This is a genomic window from Ferribacterium limneticum (assembly GCF_020510585.1).
Taxonomy (GTDB): domain Bacteria; phylum Pseudomonadota; class Gammaproteobacteria; order Burkholderiales; family Rhodocyclaceae; genus Azonexus.
The window spans coordinates 908,628-933,433 of the sequence record NZ_CP075190.1; the positions used below are offsets into that span (position 1 = coordinate 908,628).

General features: G+C 56.1%; 24 protein-coding genes. 3 read left to right on the forward strand and 21 right to left on the reverse strand.

Annotation, left to right across the window (positions count from 1 at the left end; translation table 11 throughout):
• Positions 1 to 121: 121 nt before the first annotated feature.
• Genes fliN through fliF form a run of 9 tightly spaced genes read right to left on the reverse strand, consistent with a single transcriptional unit; the run spans position 122 to position 8,840 of the window.
• Positions 122 to 559 (reverse strand): flagellar motor switch protein FliN, encoded by a 438-nt coding sequence (gene fliN, locus KI613_RS04370; protein WP_404826980.1) that lies wholly within the window; start codon positions 557 to 559, stop codon positions 122 to 124.
• Positions 552 to 1,568 carry a flagellar motor switch protein FliM gene (gene fliM, locus KI613_RS04375; RefSeq protein ID WP_226403988.1) on the reverse strand — a complete coding sequence of 339 codons (1,017 nt, stop codon included), beginning with the start codon at positions 1,566 to 1,568 and terminating at the stop codon, positions 552 to 554. The genes fliN and fliM overlap by 8 nt, the downstream gene beginning before the upstream one ends.
• A 6-nt stretch (positions 1,569 to 1,574) precedes the next feature.
• Positions 1,575 to 2,141: a flagellar basal body-associated FliL family protein gene (locus tag KI613_RS04380; RefSeq protein WP_226403989.1), complete on the reverse strand. Its 567-nt coding sequence runs from the start codon at positions 2,139 to 2,141 to the stop codon at positions 1,575 to 1,577.
• 35 nt (positions 2,142 to 2,176) lie between these two features.
• Positions 2,177 to 3,454 carry a flagellar hook-length control protein FliK gene (locus KI613_RS04385; RefSeq protein ID WP_226403990.1) on the reverse strand — a complete coding sequence of 426 codons (1,278 nt, stop codon included), beginning with the start codon at positions 3,452 to 3,454 and terminating at the stop codon, positions 2,177 to 2,179.
• A gap of 58 nt (positions 3,455 to 3,512) precedes the next feature.
• Positions 3,513 to 3,941, reverse strand: coding sequence for a flagellar export protein FliJ (gene fliJ, locus KI613_RS04390; RefSeq protein ID WP_404826981.1), 429 nt, complete (start codon positions 3,939 to 3,941; stop codon positions 3,513 to 3,515).
• A gap of 30 nt (positions 3,942 to 3,971) precedes the next feature.
• A complete protein-coding gene (gene fliI, locus KI613_RS04395; RefSeq protein ID WP_226403992.1) occupies positions 3,972 to 5,375 on the reverse strand; it encodes a flagellar protein export ATPase FliI in 1,404 nt (467 codons plus the stop codon).
• On the reverse strand, positions 5,372 to 6,091 hold the full coding sequence (locus KI613_RS04400; protein ID WP_226403993.1) for a flagellar assembly protein FliH: 720 nt from the start codon (positions 6,089 to 6,091) through the stop codon (positions 5,372 to 5,374). The genes fliI and KI613_RS04400 overlap by 4 nt, the downstream gene beginning before the upstream one ends.
• A gap of 6 nt (positions 6,092 to 6,097) precedes the next feature.
• Positions 6,098 to 7,102, reverse strand: coding sequence for a flagellar motor switch protein FliG (fliG, locus tag KI613_RS04405; RefSeq protein WP_226403994.1), 1,005 nt, complete (start codon positions 7,100 to 7,102; stop codon positions 6,098 to 6,100).
• Entirely contained in the window at positions 7,092 to 8,840 is a 1,749-nt protein-coding gene (gene fliF / locus KI613_RS04410) for a flagellar basal-body MS-ring/collar protein FliF (RefSeq protein WP_226403995.1), read from the reverse strand. The genes fliG and fliF overlap by 11 nt, the downstream gene beginning before the upstream one ends.
• A gap of 182 nt (positions 8,841 to 9,022) precedes the next feature.
• On the opposite strand from fliF, the gene KI613_RS04415 reads away from it, so the two are divergent.
• Genes KI613_RS04415 through fliE form a run of 3 tightly spaced genes read left to right on the forward strand, consistent with a single transcriptional unit; the run spans position 9,023 to position 11,861 of the window.
• Positions 9,023 to 10,144, forward strand: a complete 1,122-nt coding sequence (locus KI613_RS04415) for a sensor histidine kinase (RefSeq protein WP_226403996.1) — start codon at positions 9,023 to 9,025, stop codon at positions 10,142 to 10,144.
• Positions 10,137 to 11,486, forward strand: a complete 1,350-nt coding sequence (locus tag KI613_RS04420; RefSeq protein ID WP_226403997.1) for a sigma-54-dependent transcriptional regulator — start codon at positions 10,137 to 10,139, stop codon at positions 11,484 to 11,486. Before KI613_RS04415 ends, KI613_RS04420 begins: the two co-directional genes overlap by 8 nt.
• A gap of 48 nt (positions 11,487 to 11,534) precedes the next feature.
• Complete coding sequence (fliE, locus tag KI613_RS04425) at positions 11,535 to 11,861, forward strand: flagellar hook-basal body complex protein FliE (RefSeq protein ID WP_226403998.1); 327 nt, start codon at positions 11,535 to 11,537, stop codon at positions 11,859 to 11,861.
• 8 nt (positions 11,862 to 11,869) lie between these two features.
• Here the strand turns inward: fliE and KI613_RS04430 are convergent, their stop codons facing one another.
• The 12 genes from KI613_RS04430 to KI613_RS04485 form a co-directional block, all read right to left on the reverse strand.
• Positions 11,870 to 12,667, reverse strand: coding sequence for a flagellar brake protein (locus KI613_RS04430; RefSeq protein WP_226403999.1), 798 nt, complete (start codon positions 12,665 to 12,667; stop codon positions 11,870 to 11,872).
• Positions 12,668 to 12,677: 10 nt separating this feature from the next.
• Positions 12,678 to 12,989 (reverse strand): EscU/YscU/HrcU family type III secretion system export apparatus switch protein, encoded by a 312-nt coding sequence (locus KI613_RS04435; protein ID WP_226404000.1) that lies wholly within the window; start codon positions 12,987 to 12,989, stop codon positions 12,678 to 12,680.
• Positions 12,970 to 14,307 carry a flagellar hook-length control protein FliK gene (fliK, locus tag KI613_RS04440; RefSeq protein ID WP_226404001.1) on the reverse strand — a complete coding sequence of 446 codons (1,338 nt, stop codon included), beginning with the start codon at positions 14,305 to 14,307 and terminating at the stop codon, positions 12,970 to 12,972. The genes KI613_RS04435 and fliK overlap by 20 nt, the downstream gene beginning before the upstream one ends.
• Complete coding sequence (locus KI613_RS04445; RefSeq protein ID WP_226405807.1) at positions 14,304 to 14,636, reverse strand: hypothetical protein; 333 nt, start codon at positions 14,634 to 14,636, stop codon at positions 14,304 to 14,306. Before KI613_RS04445 ends, fliK begins: the two co-directional genes overlap by 4 nt.
• Positions 14,596 to 15,006: a flagellar export chaperone FliS gene (fliS, locus tag KI613_RS04450; protein WP_226404002.1), complete on the reverse strand. Its 411-nt coding sequence runs from the start codon at positions 15,004 to 15,006 to the stop codon at positions 14,596 to 14,598. The genes KI613_RS04445 and fliS overlap by 41 nt, the downstream gene beginning before the upstream one ends.
• Positions 15,007 to 15,070: 64 nt before the next feature.
• Entirely contained in the window at positions 15,071 to 16,417 is a 1,347-nt protein-coding gene (gene fliD, locus KI613_RS04455) for a flagellar filament capping protein FliD (protein WP_226404003.1), read from the reverse strand.
• Between the two features lie 23 nt (positions 16,418 to 16,440).
• Positions 16,441 to 16,821, reverse strand: a complete 381-nt coding sequence (locus KI613_RS04460; protein ID WP_226404004.1) for a flagellar protein FlaG — start codon at positions 16,819 to 16,821, stop codon at positions 16,441 to 16,443.
• A 78-nt stretch (positions 16,822 to 16,899) separates the two neighbouring features.
• Positions 16,900 to 17,574, reverse strand: a complete 675-nt coding sequence (locus KI613_RS04465; RefSeq protein ID WP_226404005.1) for a flagellin — start codon at positions 17,572 to 17,574, stop codon at positions 16,900 to 16,902.
• Between the two features lie 146 nt (positions 17,575 to 17,720).
• A complete protein-coding gene (locus tag KI613_RS04470; protein WP_226404006.1) occupies positions 17,721 to 21,626 on the reverse strand; it encodes a glycosyltransferase in 3,906 nt (1,301 codons plus the stop codon).
• Positions 21,627 to 21,686: 60 nt separating this feature from the next.
• Complete coding sequence (locus KI613_RS04475; protein WP_226404007.1) at positions 21,687 to 22,481, reverse strand: cephalosporin hydroxylase family protein; 795 nt, start codon at positions 22,479 to 22,481, stop codon at positions 21,687 to 21,689.
• Between the two features lie 52 nt (positions 22,482 to 22,533).
• Positions 22,534 to 23,643 carry an FkbM family methyltransferase gene (locus tag KI613_RS04480; protein WP_226404008.1) on the reverse strand — a complete coding sequence of 370 codons (1,110 nt, stop codon included), beginning with the start codon at positions 23,641 to 23,643 and terminating at the stop codon, positions 22,534 to 22,536.
• Between the two features lie 10 nt (positions 23,644 to 23,653).
• Positions 23,654 to 24,763 carry a class I SAM-dependent methyltransferase gene (locus KI613_RS04485; protein ID WP_226404009.1) on the reverse strand — a complete coding sequence of 370 codons (1,110 nt, stop codon included), beginning with the start codon at positions 24,761 to 24,763 and terminating at the stop codon, positions 23,654 to 23,656.
• Positions 24,764 to 24,806 lie beyond the last annotated feature (43 nt).

Consider the following 24,806-nt stretch of genomic DNA (forward strand, 5'->3'; position numbering starts at 1 on the left):
TCGCGTTCAAAGTAGGTTAGGGCGCTATCTTAAACCCAAACCTGAAAATTGACTTTGCTACGGTCAACCGGAAATTTTGCCCAAAATTGAAAGGTGATGGTCTGCGGTGCAGACCATCACCTCAGCGGTTGAGCTTACGCATCCGCTCCGAGGGCGTGATGATGTCGGTCAGACGGATACCGAATTTATCGTTCACCACGACGACTTCCCCTTGCGCGATGAGCGTGCCATTGACCAGGACATCCATCGGCTCGCCAGCCATCGCGTCGAGTTCGACGACTGACCCGTGGGCCAGTTGCAGCAAGTTCTTGATGGTGATCTTGGTCCGGCCGAGTTCGACAGTGATCTGGACGGGAATGTCGAGAATCATGTCGAGTTCGTTCATGATCCCGCCCTGGCCCAATGGCGCAGAGAAGGACGGGAAGATGTCGGCCGGCTGGACGGTGGCCGCGGCGCCATCGCTAACGACCTGTTCGGCCATGGCGGCAGCCCAGTCGTCCTCACTGATCTGCCCGGCGTCTTCGGCGGGGGGGTCCATATTTTCGATATCGTCAGCCATTTTTCTCTCCCATCACCGGTTCCCCGGGCGGTGCGTCGGGCGAAGCAGCGATGAATCGCTCGACTTTAAGTGCGTACTGGCCATTTTGCTGGCCATAGGAACATTCCATCAAGGGTACGTTATCCACCAGTGCCTCTATTCGCGGCGACAGGTTGAGGGGAATCACGTCGCCCTCCTTGAGATTCAAAATTTCGCGCAGCGATATTTTTCCCGTGCCCAGATGGGCGACGATTTCCACTTCTGCCCCCTGCAACTGCTTGCGCAGTGTGCCGATCCAACGCTTGTCGGTCGATAGCTGGTCACTTTGCATCGTGCTGTAGAGCAGGTCACGGATCGGCTCAAGCATCGAGTACGGGAAGCAGATGTGCATGTCTGCGGTCGCGCCGCCAAATTCAAGCGTGAAGGTCGTCGAAACAACGATTTCGGACGGCGTTGCGATATTGGCGAACTGCGAATTCATCTCCGAGCGAATGTACTCAAAGTTGATGTCGTAGACCGGTTTCCACGATTTGCTGTATTCGGTGAAAACGACGTTTAGCAAGCCCTGGATGATGCGTTGTTCGGTGGCCGTGAAATCACGTCCTTCAACGCGGGTATGGAAGCGGCCGTCGCCGCCGAACATGTTATCGACGACCAGAAAAACCAGATTCGGATCGAAGACGAACAATGCGGTGCCGCGCAAAGGCTTGGCAATGACCAGATTCAAGTTGGTCGGGACGACCAGATTGCGAATGAACTCGCTGTATTTCTGCACACGGATCGGGCCAACCGAGATTTCCGCGTTGCGATGCATGTAGTTGAACAGGCCGATGCGCAGATAGCGGGCAAAGCGCTCGTTGACCAGTTCCAGCGTTGGCATCCGGCCCCGGACGATCCGCTCCTGGGTGCCGAGATTGTACGAACGTATCCCGCCGCCTTCCCCTTCGCTATCGTCGGGTTCGTCGGTTTCACCGGTGACGCCCTTGAGTAGGGCGTCAACCTCGTCCTGGGATAGAAAGTCTCCCGCCATGGATCCTTACTGAATAATGAATGAGGTGAACAGGACGGCCTTGACCGGACCCTCAGTGGCTTCGGCTGCACCTTTCTTGTTTTTGACCGGGGGCTCAATGACGGAATTGATCTCGTCTTTGAGGGCTTCCGCCAGTTTTTCCTTGCCTTCCTTGGGCAGCAGTTCGGAGGCTTTTTTCGACGACAGCAAGAGGGTCAGATTGTTGCGAATTTTCGGCATCTTGGTTTTGATCTCCGGCTCGGCCGTCGCATCTTCAACTTCGAGTGAGAGTGCCACCTGCAGATACTGATCGCCGGTTTCGGGGACTAGATTGACGGTGAATGCATCGAGATTGATAAAGACCGGATGGGCTTCCTTGTCCTTTTTCTTGTCTTTCTTTTTGGCTGGCTTGGCCGTTTCTTCTGCGGTTTCCTCATCGTCCTCGGCGTGGTCGCCCTTCTTGAGCAGCATGAAGGCAGCGCCTCCCCCGAGCACCACTAGAAGAACGACGGCAAGGATGATGATCAACAGTTTTTTGCTTTTTTTCGGGGGGGCTTCTGCCCCTTCTTCGGCTGGCTTGGCATCCTTGGCCATTGTCTCTCCCTCTTTACTCGATCATGACGATCCGGTTATGCGAACAGGTCTACCAAACCTCGTCCCCGCTGAATTGGTATTCCGGCCGGGTTGGAGCTTGCGTGACTATCGGGCGAAAGTATAGCGTTTTCCCCGCTGGTGCGGGCTTCATTGCCAAATTGAAAAGGAGTTTCGCGGTTCTGCGAAGGTAATTGGCTGCCAACATTGGCTTGGCCGAGGCTGATGCCGGCATTCGCGAACATTTCACGCAGTTGGGGCAGGGAGTCCTGAATAGCCTGGCGGACCTCCGGATGCGGCGAGGCGAATGCGGCGGTAGTCTGGTCCCCGTTGATCGAGAGGGTGATTTGAATTGGGCCCAGTTGCGGCGGGTTGATATTGATCTGAGCGACCTGCTGGTCGTTTTTGGTCAGCCAGACGACACGGGAGCCAAAATCATGAGTCCAGTTTGGTGAATTGAGTGTGCTGGTGATGGCCGGGGGAGGCGTTTGTTGCGTTGGTGCCGCTGTGCCATTGGCCGCCCCGGTCGCGGCCATTGCTGTCGCGAAGGCCGGCGTCGAGCTGCTGTTGCCGGGATTCGAGTCACCGGCAAGAATTGCCGCATTCGCCGTATCTGAGCGCGGTGGAGTCCGTAATTCCGGATTTTGGGCCGCTAGTGTGGCGGCGGGGGCAGGGGCAGTCGGTGTGTTGCCGGAGAGGAGTGAGCCCCTCTGTTCTGGCAAGGCTGGGCGATCCTCCTTGCCGGAGGTGTCAATGCCCTCTGCCTTGGCCATATGAGGGGCTGGGTCCGTTTTGTCGCTGTCAACGTTCTCCGGGAGGCGATTTTGAACGGGAGGAGTGGCCATCGGTACCACGTACTGGGCCGCCACCCCGGGGTCCGTCGGGATGATGGCAGAATCGGCCGCAAGTTTTCGCTCCTTGTTGCTGTTTTCTTTTTTGCTCTCAGGCTCGGTGATGGTCGTTGCGGGCAGGCTGGGGCTGGTGGATAGCGCTGCCAGGACTTCCTCGGCGCTTCCTTCCGTGACCGGGAGGCTGGGTAATGGCTTGTCATCGACTGGCAGTATGGTTTTGTCCTTCGCCAAGCTCGTCTGGGCGATGATCTCGCTTAGTAATTCAGTGTCCGGCTGTTGCGCTGCCGTGATGTTTTCGGCGGCAAGCAAAGCCGGGGTAGCCTGACCTGAAGAGGGAATCTGCTCGGCAAGAAGGGCGGCGAAGTCCAGTGGCAAGCCATTCTCAGTAAGTATTCCTCCAAGACCAGGCGAGGCCGCTTTTCCGGCGATGGCTGCGATCAAACTGGAAACTGCCGGAATACTCATGATCGGACCTTGAGGTGCATGGAGATGCTATCAAGGTAAGCAAGGCATGTGCCTGATATCAGTCGGATTCTTCTTCATTGCGCACGGCATATTTGCGTGCCGAGTGTTCTTCCTGGATTTTTTGCTGCTGCTTGTTGTCGAGCACTTTTTCACGCACATCGTGTCGATGCGAGAGGGTGTCAATGGCTTTCAGGCGCTTGTTCTGTTCTTTCCAGTTTTCCTGACCGCTCGCCGTATTCTGTTCCGAATGGCGAACGGCCAGCGCTTGCTGGCTGATTGCCTCGTCGATGCGGGCAAGAAAGTCCTGATAATTACGCAAGGCCATCGGCGTGAGCCCCTGAGTGCAGGCTTCGCGCAATTTGACGGCATATTCAGCCCGATACTCCTCCAGCATCTGAAGGCGATTTCTGGCACTCTGCTCCGCCGCAATCAACTGGCCAAGCTGACGCGTGGCTTCATCTGTACGGGTTTGCATCAGTTCCAGCAAGGGTTGCAACGAGAATTTGTTCGCCATGGCTTAGGGGAACAGCGCTGAAAGGGCGCTGACGCTGCTCGTGAAATCGGCTTGCTCGGTCAGTTGCTGCTGAAGGAAGGCTTCCATGCGCGGATAGAGGTTGATGGCCTGATCGAGTACTGGGTCAGAGCCAGGCGAATAGGCTCCGACCGAAATCAAGTCGCGCGAGCGCTGGTAGCGGGCAAAAAGCACCTTGAAACGGCGAATCTGATCAAGTTGCGAGGGTTCGATCAGGTTGACCATGGCGCGGCTGATGGATTGCTCGATATCGATGGCCGGATAATGCCCGGCATCGGCCAACGTTCGAGACAAGACGATGTGGCCGTCGAGAATGGCGCGTGCCGAGTCGGCAATCGGGTCTTGCTGATCATCGCCTTCGGCCAGAACGGTATAGAAGGCCGTCATCGATCCGCCACCTTCAGGGCCATTGCCGGCCCGTTCAACGAGTTGTGGCAAGCGGGCAAATACCGATGGCGGATAGCCTCGAGTAGCAGGAGGCTCGCCAATGGCCAGGGCAATTTCCCGTTGTGCCATGGCATAGCGGGTCAGAGAGTCCATGATCAGGAGAACCTGTTTCCCCTGGTCGCGGAAATACTCGGCAATCGTTGTCGCGTAGGCCGCACCCTGCAGTCGCATCAGCGGGCCGGTATCGGCTGGTGCGGCGACGACCACTGCGCGGCGCATGCCTTCTTCGCCGAGGATCTGCTCGATGAACTCCTTCACTTCACGGCCGCGTTCGCCAATCAATCCGACGACGATCACTTCGGCCTCAGTGTAGCGAGCCATCATGCCAAGAAGCACCGATTTGCCGACGCCGGAACCGGCGAAAAGTCCCATGCGCTGACCTCGGCCAACGGTCAGCAAGGCGTTGATGGAACGAATGCCGACGTCGAGAGGATGTTCAATGGCTGCCCGGGTCATCGGGTTGATCGGGCGGCTTTGTAGGGGGCGGGTCAGGGTTGATCTGAGCGGACCCTTGCTGTCGAGTGGGCGACCAACGCCGTCGAGCACCCGGCCTAGCAATTCGTCGCCAACCGGACCCTGTTTGGCGCGATCAATGGCCCGGCGTTTGTGCTTGATTGGAAAGTCTACCCGGGGGGTTGGGTTGGCTGTGTCGCAAGCGATGACACGGGCCCCGGGGGCCAGACCGAAGACGTCATCGGAGGGCATCAGGTAAAGTTTTTCGCCGGCAAAACCGACCACTTCGGCCTCGACTGGTGCTCCGCTGGCCGGGAATATGTGGCACGAACTGCCTAGCGGCAGCTTCAGACCCGAAGCCTCCATGACGAGTCCATTGATCCGCGTCAGGCGCCCAGCTGGCCAGAGTGGTTGTGCCGAGGAGGCGGCAAGCTGGCAGCCATCGAGGAAACGCTGCCAACGCCCGACGTGGTCGGGGAGCGGGGTCAAGGCTTGTTCATCCATTCCGAAGGATTGACGCCGATCGACTCAAGTACGCGCTTCCAGCGTGTTTCGATCGTGGCATCAACCTCGCTTGCCCCGGCAACAAGCAGGCATCCCCCCGGCGAAATCTCGGGGTCGTCAATGATTTGGGCTCCTGTTTGAGCAAGTTGGTCGCCGATCTGTTCGCGAATCAACGTGGTGTCTGCCGGATTCAGTCGGACGACAACATGGGCATGATGCAGCGGTAGCGCGGTGAGAGCCTCGCGAATGACCGGCAAAAGCAACTCGGGCCGGGTGTTGATTGCGCCACGAAGCACTTGCGCCGCCACTTCGAGGGCGAGGCTGAGGACCTGGTCGGCGACATGCTGGTCGAGATGGGCCAGCGAAATCTGCAGATTGCCAAGCAGCTCGGCAAAATGCGCCGTTGTTTCAGCAACCGTTGTTGCCATGGCCTGCTGCCCGGATTCAAGTCCTTCGCGGTAGCCGAGGCTGTAGCCATTGGCGCGAGCTTCTTCGTGGATGCGCTCAATCTCTTCGGTGTTCGCAAGGTTCTGCGCAGCATGCACCTCGGCTTGGCTGGGGGCTACGGTAGATGGCGCTGCAGCTGAAGTACTCGCGGTGTCGACTGGCGACTGGCTGTGCGGTACAGGTTTCACATCGAGAGAGCCGATGTTCCAACGTTGATAGCCCGCGAGCTTGTCCTTGGGTATGACGCCTGCCATGTTGGGTTAGACCATTTGCTCGCCGCCGGCGCCACCAAGGACGATTTGTCCTTCGTCTGCCAGGCGACGTACCACCTTGAGGATTTCCTTCTGTTCGCCTTCGACTTCGGAAAGACGGACAGGCCCCTTCGACTCGAGGTCTTCGCGCAGCATTTCTGCAGCCCGTTGCGACATGTTCTTGAAAATCTTCTCGCGGAGATCGGGCGAAGCACCCTTGAGTGCGAGGATCAAGGAGTCGGACTGAACTTCCCGCAAAATGAGCTGGATGGAGCGATCGTCAATTTCCATCAGATTTTCGAAAACGAACATCTCGTCGAGAATCTTCTGGGCAAGGTCCGGGTCGTACTCGCGGATCGCATCGACGACCGAGGTTTCGTTGGCGGTGCCGATGAAATTGAGAATTTCGGCAACGGTGCGAACTCCACCCATTGCCGTTCGCTTGACGCTGGTCGAGCCGGACAGGATGCGCATCATCGCTTCGTTCAGCTCGCGCAACGCGGTTGGCTGAATCCCTTCGAGCGTGGCGATTCGCAACACGACATCATTGCGCAGGCGCTCGGTGAAGTGATTGAGAATTTCGCTGGAGTGGTCGTGTTCCAGATGGACCAGAATCGTCGCGATAATCTGCGGGTGCTCGTTCTTGATCAGGTCAGCAACGGTTGTCGCATCCATCCATTTCAGGCCCTCGATCCCCGATGTCTCTCCACCCTGCAGGATGCGTGAAATAAGGTTCGATGCCTTGTCGTCGCCCAGCGCCTTGGTAAGCACGGAGCGAATGTAGTTGTCGGTGTCGACGTGTACCGCCGAGTGCTCTTCCGCGTTTTTGTGGAACTCGTCCAGAACGCCTTCAACCTTTGTCCTCGGCACGCTCTTGAGTGCTGCCATGGCGTGCCCGAGTTTTTGTACCTCGCGCGGTCCAAGGTGCTTGAGCACTTCGGCTGCATGGTCTTCACCGAGGGCAATCAGCAGCGTTGCGCTCTTTTCGAGGCCGTCGTCAGTGCTAGGAGGCATTGGCGCCTATCCAGTCCTTGATAATGTTGGCGACCGCCTTTGGATCAGCCTGCGCAATGTCGCGTGCTTTTTGGACCTTGATGCCGTAATGGTCGATACGAACCTGGTCTTCGCCCGGTTCACCATCAATGCCTAAAATCCTGACATGGGCCGCGGCACCAGCGACGCCCTCGGCGGTTGATGCGGCCCGGCGCTCGGCGGCCGACGGGAACATGGTTTTCAGCGAGGGCTGGATAATTTTCAGGAAGAGGAAGGCAACGATCAGACCGATCAAAAGATACTTGAAAATATCCTTGGCATAGGAGATGGTTTCCGGGTCCTTCCAGAGCGGTATCGAGCCATCGACTTTTTCGCCGGCGGTGAAGGGGGCATTCGCAACCGAGATCGAGTCGCCACGTTCCTTGTTGAAGCCCATCGCCTCGCGGACCAATTCGTTGATCTGTTTCATTTCCGGCTCGGGGATCGGCTTGTTGACCGGCTGGCCGTTCTTGTCGATGTCCTTGCGATGATTGATGACAACGGCAGCAGACAGGCGCCGAATGTCGCCCATGCCTTGCTTCGTGTGGCGGATAGTCTTGTCGACTTCAAAATTGACCGTTGCGGCCTTGCTCGTATTGATCGGCTGGCCGACGCCATTGAGTGGCGCCGTGACGCCGGCGGCGTCGAGCTTGCCTTGAATTTCGGCCGTTTTTCCCGGTTGACCGGGGGAAGTGCCGGTTGCCGGCTGGGTCAGCGGTGCAGTAGCCGGTACTGGCGGCTGGTTGGTCAATGCGCCCGGGACGCCGCCGGCTGACTGGTTCACGCTGGCTGATTCGTTGGTCTGCCGACTACGAATAGCGGTGGTTTCCGGCGTGTTGTTGGGTCGGTAGCTTTCGGCAGTTTGCTCGCTTTGGGAAAAGTCGATGTCGGCAGCCACCTGAACCTTGAAGTTTTCGCCACCCAACATCGGCTTGAGGATGTCCTCAATGCGCCTGATGATGCTGCCCTCGATATCCCGAACATATTTGACCTGGGTGGCATCGAGGCCGGCTTCAGTGAGCTTGTTTTTCAGTTGCGAGAGCAGCGCGCCAGTCTGGTCGATTACCGTGACGTTGGTGGCCGGCAATTGCGGTACGCTGGACGAAACCAGATGCGTAATACCGGCGATCTGCGCGCCATCCAGCGAGCGTCCGGGATAGACGTTGAGCATGACCGAGGCTGTCGGCTTTTGTTCTTCGCGGACGAAGACCGAGGGTTTAGGGATGGCCAGGTGGACCCGTGCCGACTGCACCGCGGCAATTGACTGGATGGTACGGGCCAGTTCGCCTTCCAGTCCGCGCTGATAATTGACCTGTTCGGCAAACTGGCTGATGCCGAATTTCTGGTTTTCCATCAATTCGAAACCCACCATGCCGCCGCGCGGCAGCCCCTGTGAGGCCAGTTTGAGGCGAATGTCATGGACGCGGTCGGCGGGGACCTGCAGTGCGCCGTTATCGCTGTAGCGGTGAGGAATATTTTGCTGCTCGAGAACGGTGACGATAGTCCCGCCATCCTTCTCGTTGAGATTGGAGAACAGGGTTTTCCAGTCTGGTTGCCGGCTCCAGAGGATCGCGCCGACGATGAGGGCGATCATGGCGGCCGTTGCCACCATGAAGACAAGCTTCTGTTGGCTGCCGAGCCGGTCGAAGGCGTCGCGCAGACGCTCCAGCGGATTTCCTGCCGGTGCGTTTCCTGCTGTCGTCTCAGTTGTTGCTGCCATCAATAGCCGGTCAAATTGCGGTGAAACAGAAGAAGAATCAATCGAGAAGCCAAATTATCCTAGAAATATTCTACTATTACCCGGGCTGAATTCACCCTTTCTTTTTCGATGTTGCCGTACAGATCAATCTCTTGATACCAGACACAGACACCAAGACCGCCGAATTGCAACGGGCATTTGCCATGTTCAATCAGGTTTCGGCCGAGCTGACCCAGGCCTATGAAGCTCTGCAGGTTCGCGCCGCCTCGCTGACCGAGGAGCTGGCAATCGCCAACGGTGAATTGCGTCGGCAATATCAGGAAAAGGAAGCGCTTTCCGAGCGTCTCTCGTCCTTGCTCGATGCCTTGCCGGCCGGTGTGGTGCTGCTCGATTCAGCGGCTATCGTTGTCGCGGTCAACCCGGCTGCCATGGCAATTTTCGGGGCAAACATGGTCGGGCAGCATTGGGGCGATGTGGCGCGGGCCAGCCTGGAGCCGACGATGGCTATTGGTGAGTGGTTGCACGGCGACAGTCGGTTGTCGATCGGGGAGAGCTCACTGCCTTCTGCCGGTGGAAAAATTCTTCTTATCCACGATGTAACGGCCGCCCACCGCATGAAAACCGAGCTGGAGCGCAACCAGCGCCTGGCGGCCATGGGGGAAATGGCTGCCTCGCTGGCGCATCAGCTGCGCACGCCGCTGGCTGCGGCGCTGCTTTATACCTCCAACCTTGGCCAGCCCGGCGTTTCGGATGAGGCGCGGGCCCGATTCTCGGAAAAGGCAAGCGGGCAGTTGCGGCGTCTTGAGCGGCTGATCCAGGATGTTCTTCTCTTTGCGCGGGGCGAGAGTATCGGGCGGGATGTCATCCCGGTGTCCGATCTGCTGGCAGAAGCGGCTCAAACGGTTGAGCCGCTGATGGGTGAGCATGGCCTCGAATTTGTATTGAATGACGCTTGTGGGGGGGCTGTGATCGTCGGTAGTCGCAAAGCCTTGTTCGGGGCTCTTGTCAATTTGCTGGAAAACGCCATGCAGGCGACAACGCCGGGCGGCAAAATTTGCCTGTCCGGCAATCGTCGCGGCGATCTTGTGGCTGTTGGCGTGCGCGATAGCGGTCCGGGAATTTCGCGTGAAATGCAGGCGCGCATCTTCGAGCCATTTTTTACCACCAAGGGGCAGGGTACCGGCCTGGGGTTGGCCATTGCGCTGGGCGTGGTGCGGGCACATGGCGGCACGATCGAGCTTTTTTCCGAGCCGGGCGACGGCGCCGAGTTTGTCATCACCTTACCGGTTGCGCCGGTAGAGAGCGAATCAGAACACCATGGCTGAACATAGTTTGCCCATTCTCGTCGTCGAAGATGACCCCAGCCTGCGTGAGGCGATTGGTGACACGCTGGAACTCGCTGGGCGCCCCTACGTGGCCGTCGATGGCGGCGAGGCGGCATTGAAGGTGCTGGCTGAGCAGGCTTTCTCGATTGTCGTCAGTGACGTGCGCATGATGCCGATGGATGGCATCACGTTGTTAAAGGAAATTCGGGCGCGCCTGCCGCATCTGCCGGTGGTGCTGATGACGGCGTATGCCGAGGTGGACAAGGCGGTCGATGCCATGCGTTCCGGTGCCTGCGACTTCCTTCTCAAGCCTTTTGAGCCGAAGGCTTTGCTCGCTCACATCAATAAATATGAGTTGCCGGATACCGATGACGGCGCCGGCGTTGTGGCCATCGATCCGGCCAGTCGTGAACTGTTTGCCATCGCCCAGCGTGTGGCGCAAACCGACGCGACGGTTCTCCTTACCGGAGAATCAGGGGTTGGCAAGGAAGTGGTCGCTCGCTTCATTCATCGGCAGTCGGTGCGTCGGAACGGGCCTTTCGTGGCCATCAACTGCGCGGCGATTCCGGATAGTTTGCTCGAGGCCACCTTGTTTGGTTATGAGAAGGGGGCGTTTACGGGCGCCCAGCAGGCGCAGGCCGGGAAGTTCGAGCAGGCGCAGGACGGTACGCTGCTCCTCGACGAAGTCACCGAGATGCCGATGGGCCTCCAGGCCAAGTTGCTCCGCGTCTTGCAGGAGCGCGAGGTCGAGCGGGTGGGTGGCAAGAAGCCGGTAGCGCTGAATATCCGCATCGTTGCGACGTCCAATCGCGATATGGCTGAGGCGGTGACCAAAGGGGTTTTTCGTGAGGATCTGTTTTACCGCCTCAACGTATTCCCGGTGGCCATTCCACCACTGCGTGATCGGCCGCTCGATATTGTGCCGATCGCCCGCTATTTTCTGGTCGAGCATGGCGGTCGCTTCGGTCGGAATGGTGTCAGTTTTGGGGCTTTGGCTGAGCAGGCGCTGGTGCAGCATGCTTGGCCGGGCAACGTCCGTGAGCTGGAAAACGTGATTCAACGGGCCCTTATCCTGTCGACCGGGCCGGAGATTGGTGTCGAACATCTCCGGTTGGCGCCTGCGCAAGCCGGAATGGTGGCGCGGGCTGCGCTGGAAAGACCGGTGCTTGAAACGGATAAAAGGGTCGATAATATGAAGGATCTGGAGCGCGAACATATCCTTCGTACTCTGGCTGAGGTTGATGGCTCACGAAAGCTGGCCATTGAGCGCTTGGGAATTTCGGAACGGACATTGCGCTACAAGTTGCAGCAGTACCGGGACGAAGGGTTTTTCAAGGATTGATATTGGCCTGACTATTGCTTGTATTGAGGCAGGATTAAGGAGCTGGTTATGGACACCCAAGGTATTGAGCAAATGTTGAGCGTACTGCGGTCTACCGCAGCACAAGCATCCGGCAAACCAGCCGAGACCGTGGCTGGCGGGGCGGCTGGCGGGGTGGATTTTGCGCAGGTGCTGAAGTCATCAATCGACAAGGTCAACCAGACCCAACAGCAGGCTGACGTGATGGCGGAAAAACTTGCCGCTGGCGACACCACCCAGAATCTTCATGAGGTGATGATTGCGCTGCAGACGGCTAGTGTTTCCTTCCAGGAAATGGTTCAGGTGCGCAACAAACTGGTCACGGCCTATCAGGACGTGATGAACATTCAGGTTTAAGCCGAAGCTTAGTATTCCAGCTCCGAGCGGAGCGCCTTGCGTTCGCGTTCCAGCCGCGTGATGTAGCGTTCGATGAAGGCCAGCCGGGTTCCGGGCAGGCTGACAAATTCGCAGCCCAGCCGCAATTGTTGTTGGCCGTCGATCATCTCGATTTTAAGCACTTCACAGACGCGCAGATTGACCGAAAGCACGCTTTCTCCGGGGATTTCCAGGCGGCAGTCGTGAAACAGCTCCCCAAGTGAAAACAGCTCGGCGTCGTCGACCGGGCCCAGCAAGCTAATCCCGCCACCGCTGAGGTCAAACAGTGGGTAATCAACTACGAAGTGACCACCGGTGGGATTCGGTACGGCAAGCTTGCAACGCAGGGGCGTGATGTGGTGGGGCGTTTCGACGCGAAAGAACTCGCGTCGCTGCAGGCGCAGGATCGATGCCGGGAGCGGAGCGATCAAGGCTTTTTTGCCATCAATGGTCGTCATCGACAGCCCTGGCAGGCGAATCTGGATTTTGACCCGTTCCAGAGGGGCCGATAGCGTGATCCGCGCGGCTTTCAGTGCTGCATCATTACTTGCCGTGTGGTTTGATCCGTCAAGAACCAGCTGGTTGGCGTTTTCGTCGATCGACAGCAGGGTCGAGAGAAAGAATGCCTTGCCTTCGTCCAGATAGACCGTGATCAAGGTGCGGTGCTTGAGCAGGGCGCGCAGATGAACGGAGATTTCAGTGCGGTTGTGGAGGAGGTATTTGCCGTAGGTGGCGGGCTGGTCGATTTCAAAAACTGGAACCGAAACTTCGTTCTGGGCGAGGGTCATGAAACCTGGATCACGGTGGAGGTTGAGCGGACAAGCCGATCTGGGTGGCGGGGAGACCGTGTTCAAGTCGGTAAAGCCACGCCAGCAGTTCGGCTACCGCCATGTATAACTGGGGTGGGATGCGCTCGTCAATATCCACCTGGGTTAGCAAGGCGACGAGTTCCGGCGATTCATGGACATAAATGCCGTGCTCCTTGGCGCGAGCGATTATCTGCTCGGCAATCAGTCCCTTGCCTTTGGCGACGACGCGCGGCGCGGCATCGGTCTGGCTGTAGGCCAGAGCGACTGCTTCACGAGTAGCATCATTCCCCGGCTTGGCCATGATCTACGCGCAGTTGGGTAAGCGTTAGCCCGGCAGCCTCCAATTGCTCGCGAAGTGCCTGAGCGCTGTTGCGCAGCTTTGCCTCACTGGCTGGATTTTCCGCACTGACTGAAACGCCCAGCGAGCCGCCAGTGCCCAGTCGCAGTGTGACATCAATGCCACCCAGTGCGGGCAGGTCCAGTTTGAGGCGGGTTTGCCATTGGCTGGCTTGTTCATTATCTTGTGACGGCTTCGATTCCGGGTCGCCGGAGATTTCCCACCACATCGGTTGCCCGGGCCAGACTTGGCCTTGCCAGACAAAATTCTGTGTCGCCAGGCCGTTCAACTGCTGTTGAACCAGCGGGACCAATTCACGCGGGACCGGATTTTCGTTTGGAGCGGCCACCGTGCTTGTTGAAACGGTAGTTTGTAGCGCGGGTGGCGTTGTAGCGGTGCTCCGATCGAGTGGCACTTCTTTCAATATTTCGCCAAATTTCCGGTTGACCGTAGGATCGATATTGACTGGTGAAGATTTGTCCATCGCCTCTCTCGGTGGGGGCTGAGTCAAACCGTCGCTGCCTGGCAACGATGTTGCTGATGCTGGCGCGCCGGAAAGGCTGGGGTGGAGCAGAGAGTCCGGAGAGAGAGCCAAGGCAGGGTTAGAGCTTGGGCTACCAGGGGTAAAGTTTGAACTTCGGTTGATGAATTCCGGGGCATTTAATGGCGCAGGGGAGAGTTTTCCCTGCGGCTCTTGCAGCAGCGCGGTTGTCGGCAATTGTCCGGTGACCCAGCGGGCCTGGTGCGCCTCATAAAACATGCCGCTTTGAGTGAGTGCCTGCTTCAATACGGGGGCCAGATCAGCTGCGGTATTTGGCATTGTTTCGACCAGAGGCTGGCCGCGATTGAGGGCCGCCGGTGCTGCCTGCTTCCCTTCTCCTTCGAGCGGCGTCAACAGGTTGCCGATGACCTTGCCGGCTGTGCTTAGTGAAGTGCTGACGGACTCCGGTGACGCTGCGGCATTGGTCCCTGAAGAGCGATTCGCCACAAATGCCAGCGTGAGTTTGCCATCACTTTCGGCGACTTCCAGTTCGAGCGTATCGCCAGGCTTGGCCGAAAAAGGCAGTGCCAGTGTGATTTCGCGTTGGGCAACTACGGCGCGGTAGGTGCCATTTGGCATCAGCGCCTGTATTTCGGCAAATATCCGCTGGCCAGGAACGAGATTGCTTAGTGCATCGGCAATCCGTTGGGCTCTGGCGACCGGTTGAGCCTGGCTGTTTGTTTCCGAACGTTGATCCGGTATGACCGCGCGCAGACTGTTGGCAACGTCTGGGGGGATCATGGTTTGGCCGGGGTGTCTATGGCATTTGCGAACGCATTGATTAACGGTGCGATTTGATCTTTACGTTCAGAGCAACGCAAGGTGGCTGAATGGAGAAGCTGCAAAATTTGTTCAATTTGCTTGGTGCTGCCACGTTTCGTCAGATTTGGAGTGCTGGAGGCACGGACGGCTTCCATTGCCAGCAGCAAATCCTGTAGCTGCCCATCAATTTTTTCCCATTCACCTTTTTCCGCAATATCCAGCAAGGATTGCAGACCCTTGGTGAGCTGCAAAAAGATATTTTCTTGGCTAGGGTTGGAGGTCAGGATTTTGCCTCCCTGCCGTTCCAATTTCTCGCCATGCCGAGGCTATTTCACCAAGCAATCCTTGAACTTCTCGAATGGCGGCTGCGTCTTTATGGATGTTTGCGTGAATCAGGCGCGATACCATGTAATCGTAAAGCGCCTTGAGATTCTGTGCCAAGTCGCCACCCTGCTCGGTATCAAGGCTGGCCGAGAGGCCGCTAAGAATAATATCGATGGCTTTTGTCAGGGAGTCCGACTTGCCCTTCATGTCGTTTTCGGCTAACCGGGTTTGGGCTTGACGGAGCGCACCTTCTGCACCATCAAACAACAAAACGATGAGGCGATGCGGATCGGCGCCACGAACATCAGACTCGATACTGATCTGTTGGTATGAGGCGATAGGGCTTGCAAACATGGGTTAGCGATCGAGTTGAGTGAATGTGTATCTTAACAAGGACGAGGGTAGCAAACGCCAGTCGTTAACTCGAATTTTGAAGCGCGGCAAGTTGTTGTGTCAGATAGCTACTGGTCGTTTGCATTGAGCTAACCAATTTATCGAGGGCAGTAAATTGGGCGCGGTAGCGTTTCTCGACCAGACTGACCCGGACTTCCAGCGACGCCTGGCTGTCTTTGTAGCGTCTGACCGATGAGTCGAGGCTGCTAATCCGATTTGAAACAGATCCGTCGCTGGAGAGCAGCGCGGTTACTTCTGTACTGAACGATTTTCCGTAAGCATTGAGCGCTTGGACTACATCGGTCGCCGAGGTATTGATTGCCGTGCTCAGCACGTCTGTATCGAGCTTTAACAGGCCAGTCTGTTGAATAGTGACGCCAAGTGCCGAAAGGCTATTCAGCGTGGCGCTTGCGAGTTCAGCAGGAACTGTGGTTCTGGCGCTGCCCAAGCTGTTGAGCACTGAGCGGGTTGCGCTATCGCCAGTGAATGCCTGGCCACTATTGGTCGTTGAGTTGTAGCCACTGTTGCTCTTTATCAGCGTTGCAACCGCATTGTAGCTATCAACGAATGCCTGCACAGCAGACGTGATCTTGGTACTGTCATTTTGTACCGTAACGTTTGATGTGCCCAACTTCATCGCGGTCAAGGTCAGCCCAGCGACGTTCGTAAACGTATTGGTGCTTGAATTGACTTCGATACCGTCGATTTTCATCAAGGCGTCCTGGGCGACTGTACGATTCAAGCCAGCGGTTGTCGTATCAAAACTGGCTAACGAGGCCTGGCTCCCCGATGCTGTAAGAGTTGATGTCAGCGAAAAATCGTTTCCGGCACCCGATTCGTTACCCGTCAACACCATGCGCTGCTTGCCGGCTGAGTCGGTAATCACTGTCGCCGTTACACCAATCTTGGCGGTGTTGATAGCGGAGCTAACGTCCTGCAGGGAGGAGCCTGCCCCCAAGGAAATGGGGCTTGCCGCAACGCCGCCAACCGTAAAAGTGAGGTCGCCCGCGCCAAAAGTGGTGCCGGCGTCGTACGCGACGGTAAAGCTTTTTTGTGAGCTGGCTAGTTGGGTTACTTCTGTGCCATAACTGCCCACCGCAGCGGTGTATGCAGCGCTGGCGCTGATGACGGTTGTGTCGCTGGAGGATGCGCTCAGGGCAGAAAGCCGCGAGGGAAACTGTAGGGTGTCTGCCGCAGTTTGCAGTGCGTCGAGCTTGGACTTTAGTGTGCCGTAGAGGGAAATCTTGTTGTTGGCCACCGAAATCTTGGTGTCCAGCGTCTTGATTGGCGCTCTCTCGGCTGCAATTATGCTGGTCAGCATGGACTGCAAGTCCACACCGGTGCCGATTCCCAGAGAACTGGTGGTTGCCATCGCGATTTCCCTCTATCTTTTTCTTACGCCTTGTCTTTGATCAAAAGACCCTGCAGCTTGTCCAATGCCTGAGCGATCGCCACGGCTTCTTCTGATGGGAATTGCCGAATGACCTGCTTGGTCTGGATATCCATGATCTTAACAATTTGAGAGCCAGATGCGTCGTCAATGGAAAAACTGAGTTCAGATTGCCTTGAGGATACGAACTCGGCAATCTTTTCCACCGCTTGCTTGACATCAAGCTTGTCTGGCGCCTTTTGAGTTTGACTCTCGGGGGCCAGAGAAGGCGTTGTGGCTTCTGGAGTCTTGGGCTGAGCCCCTGGCTGGCGTGCCACCGTCGTAGCAACCTCCGGCAAGGGGGCGCGCGGCGGTGAGCTTGCGTTACTGATCATATCGATGTTCATTTTCTGCTCCTAACGAGAAAGGTGCAGCGGCCTTAGTCAAGCCACCGCACCTTTTTTCGAGATTGAGGCAGCAGCCTATTAACGCAACAGGGTCAGCACGTTTTGCGGGATGGCATTTGCCTGAGCGACCATCGCGGTACCTGCTTGCTGGAGAATCTGGAAGCGCGACAGGCGCGAGGTTTCTTCGGCGAAGTCGGCGTCCATGATGCGGCTTCTTGCTGCTTGCTGGTTCTCATAGCTGACCTGCTTGGACTGAATGGCAAACTCGGCGTTGTTCATGGTCGCGCCTTGGGTGGTGCGTGCCGTTGATACGCTGGTCAGCGTGGTCGCGTCTGCTGCAGAGGTTACCGAGATGGCAGTGAAGGTCGTTCCGCCAAACTTTCCGATCGCAGTGTTGGCATCCGCCTGAATGGTGCTGGCTTGGGTAACGAGCAGGCCGATTTCTGTACCCCCTCCGCCCATTTTGGTCAGTTCCATAATGCGGGTGACGATGTCACCGACAACTGACAGTGCGCCGTCCGCAATTTGCGCAGAAGAGATTTTGTCGCCTTCTTGGCGCATTTCAATTTGGGTAATGCGGGATGCCGCTTCAATTTGCATCCCCGATGCCAGACCGGTTGCATCATCGCGGGCAGAGTTGACGCGCAGGCCGGAAGAAAGACGCTCAAGCGCGCTACGCAAACCAAGACTATTTTTGTTCAGGTTGGTTTGAGCATTCAGTGAGTAGGTGTTGGTGTTGATTGTCGATGCCATGATATTTCTCCTGGTTTGGTTTTCATTTGGTGCGGTTACTCACGTTTTCCGTTTTCTGTCGCACCGGTGTTACTTAATTCGTTTGCTGACGAGTTCACTTACGACATCTCTAGTGCAAACTTTAGGTAAATATTTGAGCAATTGCATTAGCCAGGTAAATGCGCCTCCAGCCACTCCTCAAGATGGTTCTCTAGGAGATAGCCGTCAAGAACCCAGCACCGCATGGCATCACCCTCGCGTTCCCGTGCATCCGGATCATGGATGCGTGCGTGGAGCGCCTCGGTCCACTCCGCTACCGAGTTGTTTACGCGGCATGCAGGGCTGTTTCGATAGGGCTCGATGTCAGTACAGACAACGGGAATTCCCAGAACCCCGTAGTCAAGCAGACGAAGATTACTTTTCCCTCTATTGAAGGATGTCTCGGCCAGAGGGGCGACAGCAATGTCCAAATTTAGTGACGCAAGGTAGGCCGGGTATTCGGAGAATTTCACTTGTGCATGATATTCCGCAAGGAGGGGGCGAATCTCATCTGGGCACATGCCGAAGAAAATCCAGTCTGCCTCGTCTCGTGTTTGTTCGATAATCGTCTTAAGGAGCAATAGATCGCCCTGGTGCGTAGTTCCACCGGCCCACCCAATTCGTGGCTTGGTGCCCGTGCGTCTTAGACTGCGAAGAGGGAGCCAGTGTGCTTGCTCGAGACGATTGGGAACAACCTGAATATCGGATATGAAGCCACGATATGCGTCTGCCAGGTAGTCGGTCGACACAACCAGGCGGTCGCAGCGTCGCAAAGCGTACTGCAGGCGGGCGCGTGCATTCGCTGCAATGTCCTTGCGAAATGGGTTGGTTGCATCCATGTCGGTGATCAGATCGTCCAGCGCATAAACGGTGAACGGCCGGCATCCCGAAGCATCCCATTCCTGAAGCGCAGCCAAGGCAGCTGTGATGGTGTAGTTTTGAACGATTATGCTATCAGGGTTCAGGCGGATAACCTCGGCTATTGAGTGGAATCGCGGCTCCCCATTTATTCGCTGTCTCCACATGCATTCACTAGCCATTCCAGCCTTGCTGAGCGCGCTTAAAGGTGCGGTGACGCGATAGTCGCCTTGGCCATTAGGAAGGGGGTGAGCAAGAATACGAGGAAGGTTGGATGGTATGGTTCGCCAACGCGCGCGAAACTCAAGCTCAGGTTCAGGAGTGCTTGTCGCAAGGGATAAGGCTGGGTTCCAGAAGGGGTCTACAGCCGCCTCTGGATACCAGCGTTCGAAAAACACCTGTTTCGCGTGTGTTTCGGAAATCATCTGTGTTGCAACATGACTCGGGTCAATATCGAACACCGCTTCTTTGGGATCACTGCTGACGATATTGGAAAGAGGTTGATATATCAATCGTTCGCCATTCCTGCGAATCTTCAAGCAAAGGTCTGCTTCAGCAAGGTAGTTGCCCAGGTCGGCTTCATCCATGCCTCCTGATTTGAGATAACTTTCTTTGCGAATCAGCATGCAGGCTGCTGGCAGGGTGCTTACATCGCGTGCAACATGGATGCAGTCCAGATAACCCAGATCCTCTCCGAGTTTTGTTTTTCCTTGATACGGGGCGCCGACGATGCCATTCAGGCCGAGAACGCTTCCCGCGTTTTCGATCATGGCGCTGCCGGGTTGGATCATTCGAGGAGAAACGCCGCCAACGCCGGGTTGGGCTCCGGCTCGAACCAGTTCCTCCAGCCATTTTTCCTGAATAACTACAGTTTCCTCTTTCAGGAATAAAAAGAAGTCACAGGATGAAGCCATTGCCGCTGCATTGCAGCGTGTTGCGTAGTTGCCGTCGATTTCTGTCCGGACAATACGGATTCTTGGTTCGTCGGTTTGTTCAGTGTTGTTTAACCAGATGTCGAGATCTGGTGCCCCCAGTAAGTTCGTCAGGGCTATGATGATCTCGAAATTTGGGTATTCGGTTTTTTCAATGATGCTGGAAATGCATCGAGAAAGGAGATCGAGTTGGCCGATGGATAGGATGATTATCGATATGCTCGGTGCGTGCTTTAGTGGATAGCGAATGCACCAGCTTTGACCTGTGGCAGGAACAATTTCGCTGTCTATGCCCTTTTCTTGCTGATCTTCAACCAGCGCGAACATGCAGGATTCAGTATCGCTAGGAAAAGAGTCGGGGTATGAAATCAAGATATCTGGGATGTGCTTTATGGTCTCCCAGCCAAATCTGTCGGCAATGCGGAGTAGTTGAGAAAACCACGGACTGCCGTTTCGAAGGCTGGCGCCTCCGGTGGCTATCCAGACGTCATTGCGGACGCAGATTGGTCCAGCAAGGTCTGCAGACTGCAGGGCGGCAGGATTGACGCCCGGTTTGAATCTTGGTGATTTTTGCTGACCGGATTCAGCGTATATATCGTCATCGACAAACACAGCTTTGATTGTCTTTTGGTCGATGACCATTAATGCATCAAATAAGCTTGCGTCAATCTTGCTGCCGCAGGGGATTTCGAGTACCCAGTCGCAGCCTAGACGCTCGACCGTTTGGTCTATTCCTGTCTTAATTGCTTGAGTATCAGTGGCGTGTAGCCAGTGGATGCAGTCGATGCCGCAAATCTCCTCCGGTGCTTCAATGTCGGAAACCACGACTAACTGCCAACAGGCTGGAGCGTACTCCGCCAAGCTGTCAATTGTTGATGCGAAATGCATGAACTGCTGGCTCGATGCGCGGCAGATGATTGTCAGCAAATTGCCTTGCGAGATGGCAGGAGTTTTTGGACTTGGCTGCGTCGAGCGCACAAGCTTCCGATTTTCGAGCCAGGTATCGTAAGGGTAGCTTTGGGTTTGGCTCTCCATGGGAGACCACGGTGAAGAGTGTTCGGCACTGGCGTTCCGCTTCTCGTCTGCAGTAATCGCAAATCTTTCAGGGGCGGAAACTTCTGTGGCCGAAGTCATTAGTTCGTCGAAGAATTCCCTGAGGCGGTGGGATAGACTCACGCCGCTCTGGTCCACTTGGAAATGGCCCATGAGGTCGACAAAGAGGGATATGACGTCCTCTGTGAGGATTGGATTGTCCGAGTAGGGGGGGGAAATATGTTCCAGCAGGCGGGCTCTCAGGCGTGAGTCTGTGATGTTGCCCAGAGTCTTGTTTTTTTGCGCTGCGTTACGGAATTTTTTTATGAATTGCTGGGAATAAATATGACGAAATACTTTCTGTCCACACGCGAACCGTTCTTCGGTATTCGGCAGGGGGGAGAGTTTTCCCATGAGAAACAACGCACACTGGATTGCACTGCATAAATCCATGAAATCCAAGGCGGGGAATGCCAGGCCTGCATCCCTGCAGAGCAAGTTGTAGAAGCGCTGAGTCGGGTTTCCTTGATTGGACCCATGGGCAGGGTAGTGAATGAAGTAACTTGTTGCAGGGACTCTGAGGAAATCCCCGACGGCCAATCGGTTAAGCTCCCACAGGTTCTCCGCCATTGTCAGACCATGGAGAGGCGTCATTTTCTGGAAATCTACCGCGGCCTGAATAGCGCTCCTCTTCGAGGCGCTGTACATGGTAACTCGAGCGATCACAGCATCCCACTTTGTCAGGCGCTGCATCATGGTCGTGCCAGTCATCGATGGCTGGCTGATCTCAAAGGGCCTGCCGTCGCCAAAATCCACGAAAGCAGTCCCGGTTTCGCAGCAACTTGCGCTTGGATTTTGTTTCAAGGTTTCCAGCGCATTTGGGTAGTAGCAGGAGGTCATCCAGTCGTCATCGCCGGTAACCGCGACATATTCGACATCCTTGCACCAGTCAAGCAAGAAACAAAGATTATCTGTTGCTCCAATGTTTTTGGTGTGGCTGACTGAAATAATGTTGTTGTTGATCTCGCTTATTTTTCTAAGAAATTCCTTTTTTTCTTTGTTTTCGCTGTTGTCGCCAATCAGAACGGCTACCTCCTCATTTGCTGTACCAATGGTTGAGGCGATGAGACCGCGGGTGTTTGCATTCCAGCGAACGCTTGGAATCAGGACGGCTAATTTTATTGATTTATTTAAATCTGGCGGTGATGACATTTTTAATGTTCTCGTGGTAGAGAAGTAATTTATCGAGCGTAAGTAGCTGTTTTATAACTCTCAAACTCTTTTCAAATAACCACTTGGTGAGCCTGTCAGGAGAATTTTGTTCTCTGTCATTTGGTCGACTCCAAATTTTAGTAGCTGACCATCCTCTCCTCGTTGGGGGGAGGCATCTAGGCGCCGAAGATATTCGAAAACAGCACTCTTCGGGCTATTCCCTTTGCCCCAGGGGCGATGAGAGGTCATGCTCTCGGGCGCATCCTCAATAATGGTATCGCCCACCATGCAGTAGCAACCGGAGGAAACCAGGGGGGCATAGGCTTCCAGTTCGGCAAGTACGTGTTCATGGGTATGGTTGCTATCCAGACAGAGCATTACGCGCTGGTGGCGGGCAGCGATGCGGCGCACTTCCGAGACAATTCCTGCCTCAATGCTGGAGCCTTCGATTAGGGTGATTTTCTTTGCCAAGGGGTGTTCACTCAATGCTTTCCGGTTGTGAGGGCGGATTTCGATGTCTACGCCGACCACCTCGGCCTTATCGATTTGGCCGAAGGATTCGAGAAGAGTAAGCATGGAGGCGCTGAAGACCAGAGAGCCACCCCAGGCTACGCCAGTTTCGATAATCAGATCTGGCTTGGTCTGCCAGATGATTTCCTGCATAGCCTGGATATCCTGGGGGATTTGGATGATTGGGATGCCTAGCCAGTGGAAGTTATAAACATAATCGGCTTTGCCGATACCGATTTGGTTGAAGAAGCCACTCGTAGCTTCTTGAAGGGCCGGGGACTCCCGGTATCGGCTGACGCGTGCGTCGATATCGTCTTGAAATTGCTGGTGCGGAGATTTTCCCATGATCTTGATTCCTTGCCCGAGATGGTGGTTGGCTTTTTTAGTCGAGGTGGTGTCAGTTTATCCACGCGTAAAGCACGAAATCGCCGAAGATCGGCGCATGCTGGCGCAGGCTGAATTTGTATTCGGGGACGAGGTCACGGATATATTCGGCCACTTCGTGGAGATCACTGGGATAGTGATAAACGCAAATGGCAAGTCTGGGCCGATGGCGCAGAATGGTTTCCCGAGCTCCGCGCAGCAGGTCCATTTCCATCCCTTCCACATCGGCCTTGAGGAGCGTCACTTGCTGCCCACCTAGATAGCTGTCTAAGCTGAATACTTCCGAAAAATTGCCGCCGGTGATTCCTGTCTCTGGAGGCACGGAGGCAAGGCCGTGCCGCAGTGGGAAATCATTCTCGAAGGTGCATGCCATGCGGCCCCGCTCCGAGGACAGGCCCGCATTCACGAGGGAAACGGAACCAGGGTTGAAGGCCCATTCTCCGGCAAGCCGCTCCAGTCGCTGTTCCATGGCGGCAAACTGGCGTTTGCCGGGTTCGAAGGCGTAAATGTGGCGGAAAGTGCCGAGGTTTTCCCAGATGAAGCGTTCCACGGTGTCGCCGACAAAAGCACCCGCATCCACGAAAACCTCGTCAAAGTTGCCGCTAAATTCGGGTAGGCAGAAATACATGTCCTTCACCATGACTGCACGACAGTGTCGAGTGGAGCCGGACAACATGGCTAACAACAGGGCGTTGAAGGTTTCGATGGATTTAGTATCTGAAAAGTACTGATCTCGCACCGCCGCCAGGTGTGCGTAATTTCTTACGACGAAATAGCCGTCGAAGGACATGGCGAGGCGGCCTGGAGCTGTCATGTCGGCTGTCACTTGTTGTACCGCGTGGCGGGCGGCGATGAGTAGGGTTTTTACGCCGGCAGCTTCTTTCGACTCGGGGGCGACTACGGTTACACCATTGATCTGGCGGCCCTGCTTGGCCGGATCACGGTCGATAAAACAACTGATTTTCGCACCTAGAGACTCTAGGTAGCGGTGTGCCCAGGTACCGACGAAACCGGCGCCGTAAATGCCTATGCCATTGGCAAATTGGCTTTCAATGCCCCCCGCCAAGGGGGTCTGGGCGGTCACAAGTTCAGCGATCCGGCTGGATTGATAGATGGGATTCATGGCGTGAGGGTTATTCCAGTGCAAAAATCTCGGAGTCCCCCCAGCCTAGGCTGATGGCGGCTCTCTTGATAACCTGGTGATGAAGGTAGGGGGCGATAAACAGGGACGCGCCGCCCGGACGGATATCTGCCGGTGCCTGTATCGACATGCCCTGATAGTGTGAACCTTGCTTGAGTGGAGAGACGTCACACAGGGTGGCACGGCTTAGGTCAAGCAAGGGTAGTAGGCTGAATAGTTGAGCCGAACAACCCCAAAAAACACTCCGCTCAAAGCGGTCCATTACCTCGCTAACCAAGGCTGCTTGGGCGGTCTGGGCGATCCGCGAACTCAACAGAAAGTCCGCGATGGCGCTGTTGGCGGTCATTGCGATCTGACTTGTGCCTTCGGACTTCTGCGCCAGGATCAAAAGCGAAGGGTAAGAGAATTCCGGCGTGGGCAGGACGCACCGGTCGAGGCGCAGGACGGCGAGGCCGTGGTGGCGCAGTAGTTTTTCGAGAGCGGTCGGAGAAAAGTGGTTTACGTGTTCGCGGATGCCGAACCAGAAAGCAGTGCCTATGGGCAATTCCGCATAGCGCTCCGCATCCGGCACCTCGATGAGGAGATGTCCGCCATCCTTGAGTACGCGGCTAGCTTCGTTTAGTGCTCGGTCCAGATCCCGGAGATGCTCCAGTACGTGGAAATAGGTCAGTACCTCTTGGCTCGCGTCTGCAGCGGGTAGATGAAAGGCATCTCCCTGGTAGAAGCAGAGGCGATTCTCAGGCGTTTCCCCCTCGGGGATGCTACGCGGGTCAGCTTCTACGCCGTGGCAAAGTCCTCGCCAATGATGTTGCTTCAACCATCGAAGGAAGCCGCCCCGTCCGCAACCAACGTCAAGTATATCTCGGTCAGTCAGGCCGGCCTCCACTAGCAGCCCTCGGTAGACCTTGTATTTCTCGATGTTTTCCCGGGAGTTAATGTCGAAGTGATTACTGCTGAAATAGGTGCACTCTCCGGTGTAGAAACCGGCAAGGGTGGCGTCGTCCAGATTGGCGGCGTATACCAGGCCACACTCCGGACAGGCATGAAAGGCGACCGTGGTGTTGAATACCGATTCCGCTAGACCGCTGAATGGCCAATCCAAGGCATGGGGCGCTATGCCGTGGCAAGCGGGGCACCGGTTGGGT

Excerpts from the sequence above, each read along its gene's own strand:
- KI613_RS04400 (WP_226403993.1), bottom strand. The coding sequence starts at position 6,091 with ATGGCAGGCGTCATACCCAAGGACAAGCTCGCGGGCTATCAACGTTGG.
- KI613_RS04385 (WP_226403990.1), bottom strand. The coding sequence starts at position 3,454 with ATGAGTATTCCGGCAGTTTCCAGTTTGATCGCAGCCATCGCCGGAAAA.
- KI613_RS04470 (WP_226404006.1), bottom strand. The coding sequence starts at position 21,626 with ATGTCATCACCGCCAGATTTAAATAAATCAATAAAATTAGCCGTCCTG.
- fliM (WP_226403988.1), bottom strand. The coding sequence starts at position 1,568 with ATGGCGGGAGACTTTCTATCCCAGGACGAGGTTGACGCCCTACTCAAG.
- KI613_RS04480 (WP_226404008.1), bottom strand. The coding sequence starts at position 23,643 with ATGAATCCCATCTATCAATCCAGCCGGATCGCTGAACTTGTGACCGCC.
- fliD (WP_226404003.1), bottom strand. The coding sequence starts at position 16,417 with ATGGCAACCACCAGTTCTCTGGGAATCGGCACCGGTGTGGACTTGCAG.
- fliN (WP_404826980.1), bottom strand. The coding sequence starts at position 559 with ATGGCTGACGATATCGAAAATATGGACCCCCCCGCCGAAGACGCCGGG.
- KI613_RS04465 (WP_226404005.1), bottom strand. The coding sequence starts at position 17,574 with ATGGCATCGACAATCAACACCAACACCTACTCACTGAATGCTCAAACC.
- fliK (WP_226404001.1), bottom strand. The coding sequence starts at position 14,307 with ATGATCCCCCCAGACGTTGCCAACAGTCTGCGCGCGGTCATACCGGAT.
- KI613_RS04435 (WP_226404000.1), bottom strand. The coding sequence starts at position 12,989 with ATGGCCAAGCCGGGGAATGATGCTACTCGTGAAGCAGTCGCTCTGGCC.
- KI613_RS04420 (WP_226403997.1), top strand. The coding sequence starts at position 10,137 with ATGGCTGAACATAGTTTGCCCATTCTCGTCGTCGAAGATGACCCCAGC.
- KI613_RS04430 (WP_226403999.1), bottom strand. The coding sequence starts at position 12,667 with ATGACCCTCGCCCAGAACGAAGTTTCGGTTCCAGTTTTTGAAATCGAC.
- KI613_RS04380 (WP_226403989.1), bottom strand. The coding sequence starts at position 2,141 with ATGGCCAAGGATGCCAAGCCAGCCGAAGAAGGGGCAGAAGCCCCCCCG.
- fliG (WP_226403994.1), bottom strand. The coding sequence starts at position 7,102 with ATGCCTCCTAGCACTGACGACGGCCTCGAAAAGAGCGCAACGCTGCTG.
- fliE (WP_226403998.1), top strand. The coding sequence starts at position 11,535 with ATGGACACCCAAGGTATTGAGCAAATGTTGAGCGTACTGCGGTCTACC.
- KI613_RS04460 (WP_226404004.1), bottom strand. The coding sequence starts at position 16,821 with ATGAACATCGATATGATCAGTAACGCAAGCTCACCGCCGCGCGCCCCC.
- fliS (WP_226404002.1), bottom strand. The coding sequence starts at position 15,006 with ATGTTTGCAAGCCCTATCGCCTCATACCAACAGATCAGTATCGAGTCT.
- KI613_RS04475 (WP_226404007.1), bottom strand. The coding sequence starts at position 22,481 with ATGGGAAAATCTCCGCACCAGCAATTTCAAGACGATATCGACGCACGC.
- KI613_RS04415 (WP_226403996.1), top strand. The coding sequence starts at position 9,023 with ATGTTCAATCAGGTTTCGGCCGAGCTGACCCAGGCCTATGAAGCTCTG.
- fliF (WP_226403995.1), bottom strand. The coding sequence starts at position 8,840 with ATGGCAGCAACAACTGAGACGACAGCAGGAAACGCACCGGCAGGAAAT.